The organism is Gottfriedia acidiceleris (assembly GCF_050457485.1).
Taxonomy (GTDB): domain Bacteria; phylum Bacillota; class Bacilli; order Bacillales; family Bacillaceae_G; genus Gottfriedia; species Gottfriedia acidiceleris_D.
In genome coordinates this window covers 113238-132139 of the sequence record NZ_JBCMJM010000006.1, presented here as the reverse complement: position 1 = coordinate 132139, position 18902 = coordinate 113238, and the positions used below count along the sequence as shown (strand labels likewise).

At 32.3% G+C, this 18902-nt stretch carries 19 protein-coding genes and 1 riboswitch; of the genes, 15 read left to right on the top strand and 4 right to left on the bottom strand.

Annotation, left to right across the window (positions count from 1 at the left end):
* Positions 1–63 precede the first annotated feature (63 nt).
* The 3 genes from ABEY15_RS06035 to ABEY15_RS06025 all read left to right on the top strand — a co-directional run bounded on the left by ABEY15_RS06035 (position 64) and on the right by ABEY15_RS06025 (position 3140).
* A complete protein-coding gene (locus ABEY15_RS06035; protein WP_429889095.1) occupies positions 64–1698 on the top strand; it encodes an ATP-binding protein in 1635 nt (544 codons plus the stop codon).
* Positions 1664–2365: a response regulator gene (locus ABEY15_RS06030; RefSeq protein ID WP_429889094.1), complete on the top strand. Its 702-nt coding sequence runs from the start codon at positions 1664–1666 to the stop codon at positions 2363–2365. Before ABEY15_RS06035 ends, ABEY15_RS06030 begins: the two co-directional genes overlap by 35 nt.
* Before the next feature lie 235 nt (positions 2366–2600).
* Positions 2601–3140 (top strand): N-acetyltransferase family protein, encoded by a 540-nt coding sequence (locus ABEY15_RS06025; protein WP_429889092.1) that lies wholly within the window; start codon positions 2601–2603, stop codon positions 3138–3140.
* A gap of 105 nt (positions 3141–3245) precedes the next feature.
* Here ABEY15_RS06025 and ABEY15_RS06020 read toward each other — a convergent pair whose 3' ends face one another.
* Complete coding sequence (locus tag ABEY15_RS06020) at positions 3246–4205, bottom strand: ABC transporter substrate-binding protein (RefSeq protein WP_429889091.1); 960 nt, start codon at positions 4203–4205, stop codon at positions 3246–3248.
* A gap of 169 nt (positions 4206–4374) precedes the next feature.
* On the opposite strand from ABEY15_RS06020, the gene ABEY15_RS06015 reads away from it, so the two are divergent.
* The 5 genes from ABEY15_RS06015 to ABEY15_RS05995 all read left to right on the top strand — a co-directional run bounded on the left by ABEY15_RS06015 (position 4375) and on the right by ABEY15_RS05995 (position 8807).
* Positions 4375–5376, top strand: a complete 1002-nt coding sequence (locus tag ABEY15_RS06015; RefSeq protein ID WP_429889090.1) for a FecCD family ABC transporter permease — start codon at positions 4375–4377, stop codon at positions 5374–5376.
* Positions 5373–6425 carry a FecCD family ABC transporter permease gene (locus ABEY15_RS06010; protein WP_429889089.1) on the top strand — a complete coding sequence of 351 codons (1053 nt, stop codon included), beginning with the start codon at positions 5373–5375 and terminating at the stop codon, positions 6423–6425. Before ABEY15_RS06015 ends, ABEY15_RS06010 begins: the two co-directional genes overlap by 4 nt.
* Positions 6426–6429: 4 nt before the next feature.
* Complete coding sequence (locus tag ABEY15_RS06005; protein ID WP_429889088.1) at positions 6430–7230, top strand: ABC transporter ATP-binding protein; 801 nt, start codon at positions 6430–6432, stop codon at positions 7228–7230.
* A 62-nt stretch (positions 7231–7292) separates the two neighbouring features.
* Positions 7293–8015 (top strand): phosphate ABC transporter ATP-binding protein, encoded by a 723-nt coding sequence (locus tag ABEY15_RS06000; protein WP_429889087.1) that lies wholly within the window; start codon positions 7293–7295, stop codon positions 8013–8015.
* 12 nt (positions 8016–8027) lie between these two features.
* A complete protein-coding gene (locus tag ABEY15_RS05995) occupies positions 8028–8807 on the top strand; it encodes an ABC transporter permease (RefSeq protein WP_429889086.1) in 780 nt (259 codons plus the stop codon).
* A 55-nt stretch (positions 8808–8862) separates the two neighbouring features.
* On the opposite strand, the gene ABEY15_RS05990 is transcribed toward ABEY15_RS05995, so the two are convergent.
* The 3 genes from ABEY15_RS05990 to mprF form a co-directional block, all read right to left on the bottom strand.
* Complete coding sequence (locus ABEY15_RS05990; protein WP_429889084.1) at positions 8863–9282, bottom strand: organic hydroperoxide resistance protein; 420 nt, start codon at positions 9280–9282, stop codon at positions 8863–8865.
* A 26-nt stretch (positions 9283–9308) separates the two neighbouring features.
* The gene (locus ABEY15_RS05985) at positions 9309–9761 is read right to left on the bottom strand and encodes a MarR family winged helix-turn-helix transcriptional regulator (RefSeq protein ID WP_429889082.1); all 453 of its coding nucleotides are present in this window, start codon (positions 9759–9761) and stop codon (positions 9309–9311) included.
* Positions 9762–9966: 205 nt separating this feature from the next.
* Positions 9967–12489 carry a bifunctional lysylphosphatidylglycerol flippase/synthetase MprF gene (mprF, locus tag ABEY15_RS05980; protein WP_429889081.1) on the bottom strand — a complete coding sequence of 841 codons (2523 nt, stop codon included), beginning with the start codon at positions 12487–12489 and terminating at the stop codon, positions 9967–9969.
* Between the two features lie 637 nt (positions 12490–13126).
* Here mprF and ABEY15_RS05975 point away from each other — a divergent pair.
* From ABEY15_RS05975 to ABEY15_RS05945, 7 genes are all read left to right on the top strand, one after another.
* Positions 13127–14722, top strand: coding sequence for an FMN-binding glutamate synthase family protein (locus ABEY15_RS05975; RefSeq protein ID WP_429889080.1), 1596 nt, complete (start codon positions 13127–13129; stop codon positions 14720–14722).
* A 316-nt stretch (positions 14723–15038) separates the two neighbouring features.
* Positions 15039–15308 carry a hypothetical protein gene (locus ABEY15_RS05970; protein WP_429889079.1) on the top strand — a complete coding sequence of 90 codons (270 nt, stop codon included), beginning with the start codon at positions 15039–15041 and terminating at the stop codon, positions 15306–15308.
* A gap of 779 nt (positions 15309–16087) precedes the next feature.
* The gene (locus ABEY15_RS05965; protein ID WP_429889077.1) at positions 16088–16612 is read left to right on the top strand and encodes a DinB family protein; all 525 of its coding nucleotides are present in this window, start codon (positions 16088–16090) and stop codon (positions 16610–16612) included.
* Positions 16613–16749: 137 nt separating this feature from the next.
* Positions 16750–17328 carry a TMEM175 family protein gene (locus tag ABEY15_RS05960; RefSeq protein ID WP_429889075.1) on the top strand — a complete coding sequence of 193 codons (579 nt, stop codon included), beginning with the start codon at positions 16750–16752 and terminating at the stop codon, positions 17326–17328.
* A gap of 50 nt (positions 17329–17378) precedes the next feature.
* Positions 17379–17726 carry a VOC family protein gene (locus ABEY15_RS05955; RefSeq protein WP_387328834.1) on the top strand — a complete coding sequence of 116 codons (348 nt, stop codon included), beginning with the start codon at positions 17379–17381 and terminating at the stop codon, positions 17724–17726.
* 143 nt (positions 17727–17869) lie between these two features.
* Positions 17870–18058, top strand: coding sequence for a hypothetical protein (locus ABEY15_RS05950; protein WP_429889074.1), 189 nt, complete (start codon positions 17870–17872; stop codon positions 18056–18058).
* 280 nt (positions 18059–18338) lie between these two features.
* A riboswitch (cyclic di-AMP (ydaO/yuaA leader) is annotated at positions 18339–18480 on the top strand.
* 88 nt (positions 18481–18568) lie between these two features.
* Positions 18569–18748 carry a hypothetical protein gene (locus ABEY15_RS05945; protein ID WP_069032852.1) on the top strand — a complete coding sequence of 60 codons (180 nt, stop codon included), beginning with the start codon at positions 18569–18571 and terminating at the stop codon, positions 18746–18748.
* Positions 18749–18902: the final 154 nt, after the last annotated feature.

Sequence of the window (18902 nt, the reverse complement as noted above, 5' to 3'; positions counted from 1 at the left end):
CTAACAAAACTCCTTTAATAAAAGGAGTTTTTTGATTATTATAAAAATATAAGGAGAAATTTTATGCGTTTACATTATAAGTTAATCATCTTTATTTCTGTTCTCATTTTAGTTATCAGTAGTGTTTTTGAAATAGTATCTCAAGAAATGTTTTTAAAAAACCTAAAACATGAAAAGGGATTAAAGGCTTTAGCCATTTCTCAAACAGTGGCAAATATGCCAGAAGTTCGTGAAGCATTTTTAAGTGAAAATCCATCAGGAATCATTCAGCCGATCGTTGAACAAATCCGAAAGAAAGTTGGAGCGGAGTTTATCGTTGTTGGAAATAAAAATGAAGTACGTTATTCACACCCAAACCCATTCCTAATTGGGAAGAAAATGGTTGGAGGAGATAATAATAAAGTATTTAAGGGAGAGGAAATCGTATCGGAATCGACTGGTACACTTGGTCCTTCTTTAAGAGGAAAAACTCCTATTTTTGATGATAATGGCAATGTAATTGGAGTTGTTTCTGTAGGCTACTTAATAAAAGATATTGATCATGAGGCACAAGCGTTTAGTAAAAAACTAATAAAAAATAGTATTGTCATATTACTTCTTGGAATAGGAGCAGCTTTTTTAATTTCATTTAATATTAAAAAATCGATCTTCGGATTGGAGCCAAAAGAAATTGGTAGGATGTACAAAGAAAAACACGCAATTTTGGAATCAATTCATGAAGGGATCATTGCGATTGATGAATACGGAGAGATTACGGTAGTAAATGAAAATGCTCATAAAGTACTATCTATTCCTAATAATATAAAGCTTAGAGGATTAAAAATAGAAGACATATTGCATAATTCGCATCTGAAGAAAGTAGTTGAAACTGGTAAGCCAATTTATGATTTAGAGTTTTTAATAAATGAAAAAGTAATGATTATTAATTGTATACCGATTATTGGAGTGAATTCTAAAATTGTTGGAGCAGTCACAACCTTTAGGGAAAAATCAGAGTTGAATAAATTGCTAAATGAACTATCGCAAATAAAAGCATATTCAGAAGGCCTTAGAGCTCAGGCACATGAATATTCGAATAAGTTGCATACAATTTTAGGCTTAATACAGCTTGAATCCTATCAAGAAGCGATTGAATTAATTTCAAAGGAATCAAATATAACTCAAAATATTATCCATTTTATTATGGAAGAAATTTCAGACCCAGTGGTTGCAGGACTTCTTTTAGGCAAAATAAGTTTAGCTAATGAGTTAAAAGTAGACTTTAACATCGATTATAATAGTAGTTTTGCAGATGTCCCGAAAGAAATAAATAGGGAAGACTTAATAACGATAATCGGAAATCTATTAAATAACGCATTCGATGCAGTATTAGAAACAAATAAATCAGAAAAGCTTGTTTCACTATTTCTTACTGATTTAGGTGAAGATTTAGTGATTGAAATTGAGGATAATGCAAATGGTATCCCTGAGGAATTAATCGATGAGATTTTTGAATATGGTATTTCTACTAAGGAGCAATCTAAAAACTCAGGGATCGGACTTCACCTAGTCCAGAGATTGCTCCATAAATTAAACGGACAAATTACTTTTCATTCAAACGAACATGGGGGAACTACATTTATTGTTGCCATTCCGAAACGCCAAAAGGAGAGTAACAGATACGATGAAAAAGAATTTAATAGAAGTGTTAATAGTTGAAGATGATAGTAGAATTGCAGAAATTCATCAGCGATTTATTGAAAGAATAGACGGGTTTAGTGTAATTGGTATTGCGACAAATTACCAAGAAGCAGTTGATTTAATTGAGATACTAAAACCGCAGCTAGTATTACTAGATGTTTATTTTCCGGATATGAATGGCTTAGATTTTTTACAATGGATGAAGAAAAATTCAATTTTGGCAGATGTTATTATGATTACAGCATCCAAAGAAATCGACTCAGTTAACAAGGCCTTACATTATGGTGTATTTGATTTTATTATTAAGCCAGTCATTTTTGATCGTTTTAAAAAGTCTTTAATTCGTTATGTAAATTATTCAAATAAAGTGCAAAGCCTACAATCAAAAAGTGCTTATCTAACTCAGGAAGAAATAGACGGTTTAATCGGAAAAAATAATTCGGTGATTGAAGAACAAAGTTTATACCCTAAAGGAATTGATAAGCTTACTTTAGATAAGGTGTTATTTGTGATAAATGAAGTTCAAAACGGTATGACTGCTGAGAATATAGGGTTGGAAATTGGCGTTAGTCGTACTACTGCCCGGAGATATTTAGAATATCTAGTATCTGAAGGAAAAGTATTAGCGGATTTAGCGTATGGAACGATCGGTAGGCCAGAAAGAGTTTATTTAATAAAAAACTAGATTTCGTAATTTAGTAAAGTTTACTTAAGAACTATGACAAACCTAACATTTCTGTAACAGGAATTGTGAAAAATCAAGAAAAGAGAATCGTCTAAACGCTTGGTATACAAGCGTTTTTATATGTTTTTTACAAGTTCATGACAATAAGAGTTTACTAGAGTCTAGTTTTTGAAAGCGTTGAAAACCTTACATTTGTTATATAAAATATACTTTGCAAGAAATACGGAGGGATATTATGAAAATACGTTTATTAACTAAAGAAGATGCCGAAATCTATCTTAATATTCGTTTAGAAGGTTTAAAAGAGAATCCTGAAGTTTTTATTACAACTATGGATGAAATACTTGATCAAGATGACCCTATTGAATACAAAGCAGAAATATTGGATCAAGATAAAAATTATACGATTGGTGCCTTTACTGACAAAGGTCAATTAATTGGAGTAGCAACTTTAAAAACATTTGAAAAAGTTAAAGCAGAGCATAAAGGAAAAATTGAGTCTGTCTATGTTTCTCCTAGCGCTCGAAAAATGGGGGCAGGCTATCTTCTAATTGAAGAAGCGATCCACTTAGCAAAAAGCTTTGGACTTGAACAACTTACATTAAATATCGTAGAAGGTAATGAAACAGCAAAAAAACTATATGAAAAACTAGGATTCAAAACATTTGCGAAAACCCCTAATAGTTTAAAATTTAACAATGAATATTGGGACCAAGAGCATATGATGCTTACGTTAATTGCAGGAAATGCTGAAGATACAGGGAAAGCAGGATAAGCAAGTATTGCAGGAATGGAAATTAGTAGATCCCTACTTTAACAAAAAAAGTTTACCTAAATTGTCATTCAACTTGACAATAAAGGTAAACCTTTTTAAATTCTGTTATTTAGTAAAAGTTTTTTCAATGTCATCTAACATTAAGTAAGCAGCCTTGATTCCACCTGCAGTGTTCCAAGTTACATCATTTACTTTAATGACATGCCCATTTTTTGAAGCATTTAGCTTTTTGAATAAAGGATCTTCTGTAAATTCTTTTTCAAGCTTAGAGCCAGACTCTTTACCGTCATCAAATGTAAAGTAGAATAGGTAATCTCCATCCATGGCTGGAATACGTTCTTTTGTTACGCCTCTTTCAGCAAAATCAGGAGCATTTTGTTCCTCTGGACGTTGGAAACCTAATTGTTTAAGAATTACACCAGAGAATGTATCTTGGTGATAGATTCGTACATCAGCACCCATAAAACGAACCATTGAAATTTTTTGATTTACTTTATCGCCTAATTCAGCTTTTAGATCATCAACACGTTTTGTATAATCAGCTAATACTTTATTACCTTGTTCTTCTTTGTTTAAAACTTTTGCATAGAATTTGAAATTTTCTTGCCAATCTCCACGTAATGTTTCAGCGAAAACTGTTGGTGCAATTGCACTTAATTGCTCATACACTTTTTCTTGACGCATTTTATTACCGATGATTAAATCTGGTTTTAAACCAGCGATTTTCTCAAGGTTAACTTCACTTTCCACACCTACAACTTCTACGCCATCCATATCTTTAGAAATATGATCGTACCAAGGGTTTCCTGTCCATGATTTAACAGCACCGACTGGTTTCACACCTAATGCTAGTAAAGCTTCAGTTCCTTCGTTTGTTAAAATAACAACTCTTTTTGGATTAGCAGGAACTTTTGTCGTACCCATTGCATGCTCAATCGAAATTGTATTTGCTTTTTTACTTTCTTTACTAGAAGCTTCATCTGATTTTTTTGTGCCACAAGCACCTAATACCATAATTGCTGCAATGAATAGAGCAATTAGTGAAGAAAATTTTAGTTTTTTCATAGAATGGTCTCCCTTTTTAGTTGATAATGATTATCATTTCTCTCGACAAGTAGTATTATAGATTAAGATTTGATTAGAAGTCAACAAGAAAATGAAAATCATTCTCATTGACTTGATAATTCATATCATTTAGACTAATAGTAGAGAATAGAATAGTAGGAGATATAAAATGCTTATTCACCCAAGATCAAGAGTTATCGTATTAGTAGCTTGTATTTCATTATTAGTTATTTGTTTTTTTTCTAGTATTTTACTAGGATATACGGATACTAGTTTTACAAGTTTAATCCATTCATTTACACAATTTGATGGGTCTAATGAACAGTTAATTATTCAAAATGTTCGGGTTCCAAGAGCAATCATTGCTTCAATAGTAGGAGCGAGTTTAGCAATCGCTGGATTATTTATGCAGGTTTTAACTAAAAATCCTCTAGCATCGCCAAGCGTTCTAGGAATTAACGCTGGTGCCTCGATGTTAATTGTACTAAGTATCACTTTTTTTCATTTACAATCAACTAATGCGACTATATGGCTTTCATTTATAGGAGCTACATTGTCAGCGGTATTTGTATTTGGATTAAGTTCAATAGGAAGAGACGGAGCGACACCATTAAAAATTACTTTAGCTGGTGTTTCAATTGCAGCTATGTTTAGCTCAATAACCCAAGGCTTACTAGTAACAAATGAAGTAGCATTAGAGCAAGTACTATTTTGGCTAGCGGGTTCAGTTCAAGGGCGTTCACTTGATTCATTACATATGGTACTACCATATATCGTCATAGCTTGGGTGGTCGCACTTGCACTTGGTGGAAAGATTAATACATTCATGCTAGGAGAAGATGTATCTAGAGCTTTAGGGCAAAATACAGCTTTATTAAAAACGACATTAGTCGTGTTAGTCATCATTCTAGCCGGTGGTGCTGTAAGTATAGCAGGACCAATAGGATTAGTTGGTATAATTGTCCCTCAAATAGTTAGAATGTTCGTTAAAAATGATTATCGCTGGATGATTCCATTTTGTGGGATCTTAGGGGCAATTTTACTTCTTTTAGCTGATGTAGGATCTCGTTACATTTTAATGCCAGAAGAAACGCCAGTTGGTATTATGACAGCAGTTATTGGTGCACCATTTTTTATTTACTTAGCAAGAAAAGGCGGTACAGTAAAATGAATATGATCAAATTAAGAAACAAGTACTTTTCACTACTATTTAATAAACGATCATTTTCCGTTTTAATAATTGCCCTTCTTTTATTGATCAGTTCATTTTTAGTGAGCTTAACGCTAGGTGACCGTTATATCTCAATTCCAAAAGTATTATCTGTTATTTTTGGTGAAGGTGAAAAAATAGATGAATTATTTATTCAAGCATTTCGAATGCCACGAATCATCATTGGAATTTTTGCTGGGATTTCTTTAGCGATCGCTGGAGCAATTCTACAAGGGTTAGTTAGAAATCCACTAGCCTCTCCAGATATACTTGGGATAACAGGTGGAGCAGGAGCTGCCGTTGTATTATTTTTAGCTATTTTTAGTGATGATCGGACGAATCAATTAACAGTAAGTATAAAATGGCTACCATTAGCGGCATTTATCGGTGCCATTATAAGTTTAGTATTTGTCTATGCTTTTGCTTATAAAGATGGGGAATTAAAGCCATTAAGATTAGTTTTAGTAGGAGTTGGATTTTCAGCTTTAGCTCAAAGCACAACTTCATTCTTTATGATTATTGGACCTATTTTTAGAGCAACTGAAGCGAATATGTGGTTAACCGGGAGCGTCTATGGAGCGAACTGGGAACAAGTTAAAATCATTACAGTTTGGACTTTAGTTTTTATTGTTCTAGCTTTATCGTTTATTAGACATATCAATACGCAGCAACTTGGAGATGAAGTTTCAACAAGCTTAGGAGTTCAAGTAGAAAAAAATCGACTAACCTTGTTATTTATAAGTACAGCATTGGTAGCTGGTGCAGTTGCATTTGCAGGAGCAATCGCATTTGTTGGACTAATTGCACCTCATATTGCTCGGAAAATAGTTGGTGCTTCTTACGGTGCATTGATTCCTTTATCTGGAATAATCGGTGCCATCATGGTATTAGTGGCTGATACAATTGGAAGAACGGTGTTTAGTCCAATTCAAATACCAGCTGGTGTATTTACTGCCGTAATTGGTGCACCATATTTTATCTATTTATTATTTAAGACTGGAAAAAGGTGATAAGATGTCAACGAGCGCAATCGAAACAGAAAAATTAACGTTATCGTATGATGATCGTACAATTATAAACGAATTAAATTTTCAAGTCCCAAAAGGAAAAATCACGGTATTAATTGGAGCTAATGGCTGCGGAAAATCAACACTACTTCGTTCACTTGCAAGATTACTTCAACCAAAAAGTGGAACCATCTTACTTGATGGAAAAGAAATTAGTAAGCGACCTACAAAGGAAATTGCACGTAATCTTTCAATCCTGCCTCAAAGTCCTGTTGCACCAGAAGGTTTAACAGTTTTTCAATTGGTAAAACAAGGAAGATACCCATATCAAACTTGGTTAAAGCAATGGTCAAAAGAAGACGAAGAAAAAGTAAATCATGCCTTAAAAATAACAAATATGTACGAATTAAAGGATCAATTAGTCGATTCTTTATCTGGTGGACAACGTCAACGTGCTTGGATTGCGATGACATTGGCTCAGGACACAGATACAATTTTATTAGATGAACCAACAACATATCTGGATTTAACACATCAAATCGAGATTTTAGACTTACTTTACGAATTAAATGAAAAAGAGCAGCGTACAATTGTTATGGTACTACATGATATAAACTTAGCATGTCGATATGCACACAACATAGTCGCGATTTCAAATGGTGAAGTATACGCAGAAGGAGACCCAGAAAACATCATTAATCAGAACTTAATCTGTGATGTCTTTTGTATGAACTGCGATATCGTGAAGGATCCATTATTCGGAACGCCACTTTGCATACCTCATGGGCGAGGAAGAAAAATAATTTAATCAATTTTGTAAAAGGTGTCCTTAAAGTAGGGCACCTTTCATTTAGTAAGAGGTGAGAAAAAATGACCTTATCAATTAACAATATAAGTGTAGATATTCTAGGAAGTTCGATCCTTAAAAACATTAATTTTCAAATTAATAAGGGTGAAATTTTTTGCCTAATTGGAACTTCAGGAGCGGGGAAATCGACATTGCTTCGGACATTAAATCGATTACAGTCGATTAGCAAAGGTGAAATTCATTTAAATGGACAATCAATATACAAAATGACTCCTCAAAGTTTAAGAAAAAGTGCAGTAATGATCCTACAAACTCCTTCATTATTTGAAGGGACCGTTGAGGATAATATTTTGTTTGGAGTCAAATTAAATGGTAGCTATGATAAGACAGATTCCAAAACAGTAGCGAAATCTTTATTAGAAAAAGTAGGATTAGAGACGAAATTACTTGATCGGAATGCTTCAACACTTTCGATTGGTCAACAGCAAAGAGTATCGATTGCAAGAGCAATAGCAATGAAACCAACTACATTACTATGTGATGAAATTACTTCAGCATTAGATCCACAATCGACTCTACATATTCAGGAGCTTTTAGTAACTTTAAAAAGAGAAGAAAATTTAACGATTATTCTTGTTACACATAATATGGATCTAGTTCAACAAATAGCTGATCGAGTAGGGTTACTGATTGACGGTAAATTAGTAGAAGTGAGTCCAGTTAATGAATTTTTTAATAATCCGCGCACAGAATTAGGGAAAAATTTTCTTTCTACAATTGCTTAAAGAGGTGAAATGATGGAAGGTAATTTGCATATTACAGGGGTATCTCTGACATTTTTATTAATTATTATTGCTATCGCATTATCCTATTATCAAAAACTTGGTGTTGAAAAAGACATTGGCATTTCTTCAGTAAGGACTGTCATTCAATTAATGATCATGGGTTATGTACTTGAATTCATACTGCAAATTGAGCACTTTTTAATTGTCATCATTATTTTATTTTGTATGATTTTATTCGGTGCTTATACTTCGAGTAAAAGGTCACAACAAATTGAAGGAGCATTTTTTATTTCATTTATTAGTATTTTGCTAGGCGTCATGATTTCTTTAGGAGTTGTTTTGGTAGCAAACAAAATTGCGTTGAAGGCTCAATATGTTGTTCCAATATCAAGTATGATTATTAGCACATCAATGAATGCAAATAGCTTAGCGTTAACGAGACTTAGAGCTGAAATTCAGGCAAGTAAAAATCAAATTGAAGCTGCATTATGCCTAGGGGCAACAACTAAACAAGCTTCAAATAATGTCATAAAAAATTCAATTAAAGCTGCCTTAATTCCATCAATTGATCGAGCTAAAACTGTAGGAATTGTTACTTTACCAGGCTCGATGACGGGAATGATTTTTGCGGGCATAAGTCCTTTATATGCGATTAAATATCAATTGTTAATAGAATGTATTCTAATTGGCGCAATTGCAATTAGTGTATTCTCCTCAACACTACTATCCTATAGAAAATTCTTCACAAAAGACGATTCATTGAAATATGAAACGATATTAGAACAAGGATAAGGATAGAGGGAGAAGGAATAAGTAAAAACTTTTCCTTCTCCCATTTTGCTAAACATTATCCGATTACTCTTAATTGTACATCCATGTTTCCTTTAGTTGCCTTTGAATATGGGCAAACTCCGTGGGCTGCTTTTACTAGTTCCACAGCTACTTCTGTTGGAACACCTTGTACTTTTACATCAAGTTGAGCAGCTAATTTAAATCCTCCATCAGCAGGGTCTTTACCGATTGTTATGTTTGCAGTTACTGATGTAGATTCTAGTTTAATTTTTTGCTTACGAGCTACTAAATTTAATGCACTGTCAAAGCAAGCCGAATAGCCAGCGGCAAAAAGTTGTTCAGGATTTGTTGCTCCACCAGGTCCGCCTAATTCCACTGGGGGTTTAAGTGATAAATTAATAAAATCATCTGATGAAATAACTCTTCCGTCACGTCCACCTGTTGCAGTTGCTGTAGCAGTATATAATTTTTCCATTACGATCTCTCCTTAATATAAATTATCTATTTTTTATTTTCATTAGCAGTTTGAACTTTCTTTAATAATGCTTTTGTTTGATTTAGTATTGTTAAAAATTCCTCTTGAGTAGTATTACTTTCCATGAAAAACTTCTCAGGTATACAGAAAGCTTTTTCTTTTAATTTAGTACCTTCTTCAGTTAATGTAATAAATACTTTTCTCTCATCACTTGAATCACGTTTACGAAAAATTAGTCCCGCAGATTCCATCCGTTTTAGCATTGGTGTAAGAGTTCCTGAGTCTAAAAAAAGAGTTTCCCCAAGTTCTTTCACAGTTTGTTGATCTTTTTCCCATAGTGAAAGCAATGCAAGATATTGCGGATACGTTATACCAATCTCATCTAAGATTGGACGATATAATTTAGTAATTTCTCGAGAACAAGCATAAATTGAAAAGCATAATTGATTTTCAAGCAAAAGCTGATTATCTTTATTCATTCGGTCAACATCCTTTTATATTAGTTGTGCACAATTTAATATGACACAATCATAATTGATGAGAAATAGTTTTGCAAGTAATAATAACTATTATTTTTTACCAATTTTTTAATTTTGATTATTAATTGAATAGGTTTGAAGTGGAAATCAGCTTATTCACAATAAAAAAGCCAGTCAATGTTCAATACATTAACTGGCTGTAAATTTAATTTTTTCTAGACCTAGAAATTAATGAAGTTATTTGTAGCATTGTGATTGGTAAGGATGTTTTTTTATGATATGCCAAAAACTTAGGTGTCCAAGAATTCACATATTTTTCTTTAAAACTTCTTAAACCTTGAAAGTGATATAAAAATTGTCCATATTGATAAATTTGCGCTGCAATTTTCTCACTTGTAAAAGAATATTTTGATAGACCTACGTTTGCTAAAGGTGTCATTCCGACATTAAAATAATGAAAATTTCTAGACCTAAACCATTCAATTAAGTTTACAAACATAAAGTCCATAATTCCTTTTGGAGCGTCAACTTTATGACGCATTAAATCAATTGAAATCGTATGTTCATTATAGTTCGGCATAATAGATGCAAAAGCAATCATTTTATTTTCATTATTTTTAATAATAGCTACAGGTGCAAGTTTGATGTAATCCTCATCAAAATAGCCAAGTGAAAACCCTTTTTCTTTTCGCCCTTTCAACCACTCTTGTGATAATTCCTTTAATTCCGTAAAAAATTCATTTGAATAAGGTGGTTCAATAATTTCAAAACTATATTCTTCGCGTTCAAATTTATTATAGAGTGCACGAATACCTTTATTACGTTTTCCTGATAAAGAGAACGTTGAGATATCTGTGAATCCTTCTTCACCGAGTTTAAAGAAATCAAATCCGTTTTCATGTAGATAGGATAGTGAATTTGAGTTTACTTGGTAGAAGACAAGTGTATACCCAAATTGATCAGCATAATTTAATAATTCCTCAATAGCAGGATATAAACGAGATTTTTCACCAACTGGATCACCTAAAATAACTAATTTATCTGCATATGGCTGAAAAATAAATAATACAGTCTCATCTTGAGCCCAGAATAAATATTTATCATGTAAAAAAACCAAATGTGAAAGTTCAGTACCACCATACTTATTAAAATGTTCTTTGATTTTTTCTTCTTCAGCTTTCGTATTTATAAATTCAAATTGTTTTCTTTTAACTTTAAAAAATGCGATATAAAAAAATAGTAAAGCAGCTGCAAAACCAAGAACTGCACTAATCACGATATCTCTCGAATTAACAAGTATATAAGGTAAATATTTAGCAGGTATTTTGACATTTGTTTGAGGTAGATTGATATACGCAATAAGTAAATAGCTACCTAAAAAGAAGAATAAAATAAAATTATCAACAATAAGCTTACCCCAAGTTAAAACGAAACTTTCTCTATAAAATTGTTTCTTTGAAATAAATAATATAAAAGCAACTGCTAATACAAAAAGAGCTTCTTCATAGTCTAAACCTTTTGAATAGGTTGTAACTGCCCCGACAATTAGCATGAATAGTGTAATATACCATGCTCTTTTATCTTTATAATCAATTCCACGAGAGAGTCCTAACAATGTAAAGCCTGCTGTGACCGAAATTAAATGTGAAATATTAATGATTGTCGAAGGTAAAATTAAATTTAAAAGACTAATTCTTAAAAGCATGCTTGGCACAGCAGCAGAAACTAATAGAATAACGCCAGATAAAAATACCAAAATCGTTAAAAGTTTATGTCCCAAATAAGTTGAAATTTGATTTGGAATATTATTAAATGATTGATTTATTTTATTCCATAATAATTTAAGAGCTAAAATAATACCGCAAGCAAACGGGAAAAAGAAATAACTGAAACGATAAATCAATAAAACAAGAAGTGTCGTTTCCTTATCGATCCCAAAGTATGTGAAACCTAGTAGGAAAATAAAATCAAAAGATCCAAGACCGCCTGGAATCATACTTAAAAGTGCTGCAACAGACGCTACTAAAAAAACAGGCAATACTTCTATGATTGAAATGTCGATATGTAAAAATAAACAAATGAAGTAAATGAACAATAAAATAAAAGACCATTCACATAAGGAAATCACAACCAGTGAAAGCATATATTTTGCGGAAAAATTCTCCGAGAAAAAATTACGCTTTAAATAAACGACTAAAAACATTACCGGGAAATAACAAATTGCAATGATAATAGCGATATATAAATACTTATATTCATTTAAAAATGATAAATCAAATATTCCGGTAAATAAAACTAAGCTCAATATCGATAATCCAGAAAGTAAGAATATCGTTACACTACTCACAGCTTTAACAATTTCGGGTCCGGTGCGATCTTTTCGATAAAATAGAGTTCGAATGGTGGTACCTGCAACCCCACCAAGACCAATTAGGTTTGAGGAAGTATTCGCTAGCCAAGCTACCATTAATATTTTTCGAAAACTAAAATCTAATTTTAATAGTCTTACAAGTACGAAGTCATATAAAAACATTGGAGATACGGCTAAAATTCCTAATGCAAAAATCAAAAAGTACTGTATTAATGTAAGAGACTCCATATAGTTAAAGAACATTTTAAAGTCGAAGTTTAAAAGTACGTTTTTTCCAACAAATATAAATGTAACTAGTAATATTGAAATGAAAAATAGTTTAAATAAACCTACTTTACTAATCCGAATCTTATTCATAAGACACTCCTGAAGTTATTATTCAACAAATAAAATAATAGTTATTAGCTTTAGTATTCCATATTATTCCACTATTTAACAAGAAGATTATTATCACGTCCTAGAAAATTTAATAACTTATTATTTTGGAGATAAAAAGTTAATTAGATTTTAATTTTCAGGACTATTTTGCGATTAGTATTAAAGAAAAAAGACTTAGGTTTTCACTCGTTTTTCTATGGAATAAGACCTAAGACACTTCAAATTTCCATTGGAGTCGGGGCATTAAAGTACAATTATGAGAGGACTATTTTATGATTTTTTGAATATTTATAAATGAAAATATTAAATGGGTTCTATATAAAATGGGAGACCTCTTATTTGGAAGAGAAAAGAAATTCAAACCTCTCTTGAAGAATATTCAAATGATTAGATAAAAGAAATTCTTAAATAATAACGAATGGAGCTCTAATACTAAGTTTTTACTAGATGACTTTATAGCAGAATAAGAGTGTATTCGATGATGCAAGCATTGTATAAATTCGAAGGAAATATGTAAAGAATAAAATGTAAACTCGATTAAGGAGAGTAAGAATGAAGTATTTTTAAAATAAACTTGATCGCTATGTTACGGAACTTTTTCAAGGGGGAATCATAATTGAATATAACAAATGTTTTAATTATCCTTGGATTCATTTTTTTTGCCTTTATACTTTTAGTTTTAATAATAGGTACACTATATTTGTTTTTTATAGATCGAAGACAGAAGCAGCATCCAATACTCCGTAATTATCCAGTCATAGGACGAGTTAGGTACTTTTTAGAAACTATTGGACCTGAGTTACGTCAGTATTTATTTAACAATGACCTAGAAGGTAAACCTTTTTCTAGAGAAGAATATGCGCATATTGTCAAAAAAGCAAAATATAAACGAGATGTCCTTGGGTTTGGGTCTAAAAGAGATTTTGAAGAAAAAGGATATTATATTAGAAATTCGATGTTTCCAAAACTGTCTGAAGAATTAAAAATGGACCAGCAAATAAACGTAACAACAAACCGATATTTATTGATTAAAGAGCCTTTATTTACACAGAAGGAGGAAATATTAGAGAAGAATGATTCACTTGCATTTTTATTGGATGATAGTGATGCAATTGTGATAGGTAAAAACACGAAGTATCCTTTTATTGTAAAAGGCCAGATTGGTATGTCTGCTATGAGCTATGGATCCTTAGGTGAAAAGGCTATTACTGCACTCTCAGAGGGATTAGCAATTGCGAAGGGGACATGGATGAATACAGGTGAGGGTGGTTTGTCTGAATATCATCTAAAGGGTGGCGTTGATATTATCATGCAAATTGGCCCAGGCTTATTCGGGGTTAGAGATAAAGAGGGGAATTTTAATTGGGATGCCTTGAAAGAAAAAAGTAAAATTCCTGAAATAAAAGCTTTTGAACTTAAATTAGCTCAAGGTGCCAAAACACGAGGTGGGCATATTGATGGGGAAAAGGTAACAGAGGAAATTGCAAGAATAAGAATGGTAGAACCGTTTAAATCTATTGATAGTCCTAATCGTTTTCGAGAGTTTCAGGACTTTCCTTCTTTGTTTGACTTTATAGAACAAATTCGAGAACATACTGGAAAACCAGTAGGAATGAAAGTGGTTATTGGAAGTGGTCATGAAGCTGATGAATTAGCAAAATATATAAAAAGTACTGGGAAGGGCCCTGACTTTATTACTGTAGACGGTGGTGAAGGGGGAACAGGTGCCACATACCAGGAACTGGCGGATAGTGTAGGATTGCCAATTAAATCTGCATTACCTTTAATGGATCATGCTTTAAGAAAATATGGCGTACGTGACCAAGTTAAAATAATAGCTTCAGGAAAATTATTTTCGCCAGATCGAGTAGCAATTGCACTAGCAATGGGGGCTGACCTTGTTAATATCGCAAGAGGATTTATGATTACGATTGGTTGTATTCAAGCATTAAAATGCCACTCCAATGCATGTCCAGTCGGTGTGGCCACAACAGATCCTGATTTACAAAAGGCCCTTGTCATTGATGAAAAAAAATATCGAACAGCAAATTATCTAATTTCAATGCGTGAAGGTTTATTTCGGTTAGCTGCTGCTGCAGGTTTGGATTCCCCTGCCCACTTTCAAAGTGAACATGTTGTTTATAAAGATGAAAAAGGGAAAGTGTGGTCACTGAAGGAAATATATCAATCATTGGTAGAAAAAGTAGATTAAAAATAGTACCTTTACAACGTATTTTTCGGTGCTAGTCCGGACTTTATCATTATAGTTGAACAATGAGAGACTACTTAGGTAGTCTTTTTGTGTGACAGGTAGTCGCATAGGGTGCTGACCTAGTCAGTGCCCTTCAATTATTTTATTAGACAGAGAAGACACTTCGGTGTAACGACTGGATGAAAGATAATTTTCACCTGAAAATTTTTAAGCCGTGCTTATAGCCTATTCCGCAAACTCCCAAGTCTACATATATTATAAAGATTCGAAAGCCCAAGATTTCAAAATACATTATTCAAAAGGGAGGAAAGTTAATATGAATTTCTATAACCATGTACCTTATAATCTCAATGATTATTATAGAAATCCACAGCAAGCTGTAAATCCACAACAAATTCTAACATTAATAAATCCAGCTGTTAGCCATGGATTAAAAGAAGCACAACATCTTGGCTATCAACATGCATTAACAGAAGCAGTTGCTATAGGTTACTTGATGGGAAAAGGTTACGATTATAATACTGCTTGGAAAACTGTTGAATCTTGGTGGAGACCACCGGGAACGCCTATACCTACTCCATATTAAAATTTAAAAAGTTATTTGAATAGTATCATAGCTAAAGAGAATTTTTGAGGAATCATTAATTTAGGAGATTCCTTTTTTTGTGTTTGTTGAGCTATATAAATAATACTTCATTTAGTAATTAGGACTCTATTATAGTACTTATGTAAAGTATAAGTTAGTTTTACAGAGTGTTGAAATATAAAACGGTCTATAGTGAAACAAAGTTAAGTGGAAGATTAATGATGTTAAAATTCATTTATTATATTTATAACGATTAACGATTTTAAATGTTATAGTGTTTCAACAATTTTAATATACCAATAAACTATAGTAATTGTTTTTTCGGAACTTAAAAATAGTAAGAGCAAATTTTAGATTTAAAGTTTTAAATGAATAGTTTAGATGTTGATGTTCAAACTCAATTAACTTACAAACTGATTAATATTCTGTTTTGTCACACTAAGTAAAGGCTATTTGATTAGGTTTTTATCGTAAACTTTTTTTGATGAATTAGTTGATTGGAATGGAGGGATGCTCGACTCCTATGGGATAAGCGAGAAGGCTAAAGAATCTCGCCCCATGGAAAGCGAGCATCCTGTAATGGAAATCAACATCACTCTACTACTTTTACGAAAATTTGATAATTAATTGACAAGATTGTTTTTCAACAGCGTGAAAAAAATCGACTGCAAAGTCGATTTTTTAATTGAGATAAATGGTAGGTATTTTGAAGAAGGTATTTGTAAACGAATATTGAATGATTAGTTACATATGCAAAAAATGTAAAATTTTAGATTTAAGTGAATACAAAGGAGGAATCTAGCCTGAGCGAACTTGAACTGATTAATACATACAAAAACGAGCTTCAAAATTACTCTTTGGAACAGTTAAGGTATAAATCTGAAGAGGCGGTTTGGTCTATTGGTCAAATGTATGACCATTTAATCATTTGTGCCCATGAATATCTAGATAGCATGGAAATTTGCGCTACCTTAAATGATGAACAATCGCTTGGAAAAACGGAATTTGGTGAGCAGTTATATAAGATTGGGGGATTTCCACCAATTAAAATCAGATTACCAGATGAACTAAATGATCCACCTAATAATTCAGATAGCAAGGACGAGCTTATCAGTAGAATTAATCAAGTCATTCTAAGGTTGAGCCAATGGAAATCGAAAGTGGATCATATTAACCCAAATTATAAAGTCCAGCATGGAGGGTTCGGATGGCTAAATGCAAGAGAATGGTATGATTTGGTTTTTATGCATTTTCGTCATCACTTGCGACAAAAAAGTGAATTAGAACAAAGGCTTGTTAAGTGACGGGCCTTATATGCTTCTTTAGAATGCATTCTTTAAACTAACCAATAAGATAATTTTAATTTTACGAGGTAATAAGGAATTTAAATAGATAGACAAATAAATAAAACAAAAAGACAAATCGTAATAGGGAGCGAACAATGAATAAAAATCGGTTGGAAGCTTTTAGTGACGGTGTACTTGCTATCATTATTACAATTATGGTCCTAGAAATTAGGATTCCTCACAGTCCGAATATACAAGACTTATTACAACTTTTCCCAACCTTTCTTAGTTATTTACTTAGTTTCATTTATGTAGGTATTTACTGGAACAACCATCATCATATGATACACACTTTACAAAAGGTGACAGGATCAATAATGTGGGCAAATCTTCATTTGCTTTTCTGGTTATCCTTAATTCCTTTTGCATCTGGTTGGATGGGAGAAAACCATTATAAGCCTTATCCAACAATGCTTTATGGTGTAATCCTCTTAATGGCCGCAATAGCTTACTTCATATTACAAGGTATAATTATCCAAAAAGAGGGAAAGAATTCAAAATTAAAACAGGCAGTAGGTAATGATTGGAAAGGAAAAGCTTCAGTGGTTTGTTACTTAACTGCAGTTTGCACGTCTTTAATCTGGCCTTGGTTCGCTCAAATAATTTATGTAATCGTTGCAATTATGTGGTTATTACCGGATCGCCGAATAGAGAAGGTTATGCAAAGTAAATAAACAAAAAGTATTTTTTAATAAATTTATAAAAAGAGAGGGAGTAGATTATGATGATAAAAGGTTTCGGGGGAATATTTTGGAGGACTAAAAATCTGGATGCTTTAAAAAAATGGTACAGTAAAGTGCTAAATGTTGAAATAGAAAATTGGAATGGGACTATTATTAAACCCGATTCTGAAAATGAAACGATCTTTTCTTTCTTTACGGAAGAAGACAATTATTTTCCAACAGAACAGCAAGTGATGTTAAATTTTCAAGTTTATAATCTAGACGAGACGATTAAGCATCTTGAACAAGTCGGTATACCTCTTGCAAAGGAAAAAGAGATTAGTGATTATGGTAAGTTTGCATGGATTAAAGATCCTGAAGGTAGATTAGTTGAACTTTGGGAGAAATAAACAGGACTAAGAAAGGGTTGCTGCGGCGATCCTTTTTTTTATTTGTACTAGTGCATTTTAGTTAACAGGAATAAAAAGATTCTCCATAGAATATTAGTTTTTTAGTAACTCTGTATTAAGTGAATACAGAAGGAGAATAAACTATGTCAGACTTATTTATTTTTTTGCCACTATTAATTCTTATTTTAGTAATAGCTATTATTGTCTTCTTAATTACCAAATTTGCAAAGAAAAAGAATAAAAGCACAGGAAGAATTGTTGGAACCATCTTATTGTTATATGTCACTTTTAATTTAATAATGGGGGTTATTACTTATTTTAAAGGACCTTAGTCAACGATTACATACATTAGAACTGTGAATTTGAGGTCCATAACAAAGATGGACTTATGCCCCCTTAAGAGTAAGTAATATTGCAGATTTTGCTTTCCAAAAATCAACTAGGAAAGATTATCCTAATGGTCATTTATTGGCCCAGCATTTTTAATCAAAAGACATATTAGTTTCTTTAAGTAGTAAAATAGTTTACAATTTAGTAGTTGAATTGTAATTTAAGTAATATACATAAAATTAAATGACCATAGATCGCTGAGTTTTAGTTGAGTGTTTCTTCTATTATTGAGGGACATTTCAATTTTGAAGCGGGGGAACCAATTTTTGTGCAATTGTACTTTGGGGTGAATCCTTTTTATAGGTAGGGCTACTTTTTAGGTCCGAATCCGACAGCTAACCTCGTAGGCGTGTAGGGAGAAGGTTTCCAAAATGATGTCTTATTAAGGCACTGGAGATTTTCCTAGTGTCTTTTTTGCATTCAATTTTGATAAAGTAAGTGGGGGTTAGGTAGTGCTAGAAATGTATATATTTGGCGGGATTCTTATTTTAACTATGTTAATAGCAGTATTTATGACTCGTAAGGATTCTGTAGTAGATGATGAAAATGGAAAATATAAATGTGGAAAGTCTGGGAATAGGAAGAGAATCGTTAGAGAGAGAAAATCAGGTAAAGTCGTGAGAATAGATTGATTAGTCTTGTAGAAAATCATGAATTTAAAATAGGTCGAAAAAATATTTAAAACTTCCTAAAGAGAGTGGTCAATTAAGCCATTCTCTTTTTTATATAGTTAGTCTTGGTTTCATAATTCATATTTAGTTCATAATGAGTTTATATAATATGTAC

Excerpts from the sequence above, each read along its gene's own strand:
- ABEY15_RS06035 (WP_429889095.1), top strand. The coding sequence starts at position 64 with ATGCGTTTACATTATAAGTTAATCATCTTTATTTCTGTTCTCATTTTA.
- ABEY15_RS06030 (WP_429889094.1), top strand. The coding sequence starts at position 1,664 with ATGAAAAAGAATTTAATAGAAGTGTTAATAGTTGAAGATGATAGTAGA.
- ABEY15_RS06025 (WP_429889092.1), top strand. The coding sequence starts at position 2,601 with ATGAAAATACGTTTATTAACTAAAGAAGATGCCGAAATCTATCTTAAT.
- ABEY15_RS06020 (WP_429889091.1), bottom strand. The coding sequence starts at position 4,205 with ATGAAAAAACTAAAATTTTCTTCACTAATTGCTCTATTCATTGCAGCA.
- ABEY15_RS06015 (WP_429889090.1), top strand. The coding sequence starts at position 4,375 with ATGCTTATTCACCCAAGATCAAGAGTTATCGTATTAGTAGCTTGTATT.
- ABEY15_RS06010 (WP_429889089.1), top strand. The coding sequence starts at position 5,373 with ATGAATATGATCAAATTAAGAAACAAGTACTTTTCACTACTATTTAAT.
- ABEY15_RS06005 (WP_429889088.1), top strand. The coding sequence starts at position 6,430 with ATGTCAACGAGCGCAATCGAAACAGAAAAATTAACGTTATCGTATGAT.
- ABEY15_RS06000 (WP_429889087.1), top strand. The coding sequence starts at position 7,293 with ATGACCTTATCAATTAACAATATAAGTGTAGATATTCTAGGAAGTTCG.
- ABEY15_RS05995 (WP_429889086.1), top strand. The coding sequence starts at position 8,028 with ATGGAAGGTAATTTGCATATTACAGGGGTATCTCTGACATTTTTATTA.
- ABEY15_RS05990 (WP_429889084.1), bottom strand. The coding sequence starts at position 9,282 with ATGGAAAAATTATATACTGCTACAGCAACTGCAACAGGTGGACGTGAC.
- ABEY15_RS05985 (WP_429889082.1), bottom strand. The coding sequence starts at position 9,761 with ATGAATAAAGATAATCAGCTTTTGCTTGAAAATCAATTATGCTTTTCA.
- mprF (WP_429889081.1), bottom strand. The coding sequence starts at position 12,489 with ATGAATAAGATTCGGATTAGTAAAGTAGGTTTATTTAAACTATTTTTC.
- ABEY15_RS05970 (WP_429889079.1), top strand. The coding sequence starts at position 15,039 with ATGAATTTCTATAACCATGTACCTTATAATCTCAATGATTATTATAGA.
- ABEY15_RS05960 (WP_429889075.1), top strand. The coding sequence starts at position 16,750 with ATGAATAAAAATCGGTTGGAAGCTTTTAGTGACGGTGTACTTGCTATC.
- ABEY15_RS05955 (WP_387328834.1), top strand. The coding sequence starts at position 17,379 with ATGATAAAAGGTTTCGGGGGAATATTTTGGAGGACTAAAAATCTGGAT.
- ABEY15_RS05950 (WP_429889074.1), top strand. The coding sequence starts at position 17,870 with ATGTCAGACTTATTTATTTTTTTGCCACTATTAATTCTTATTTTAGTA.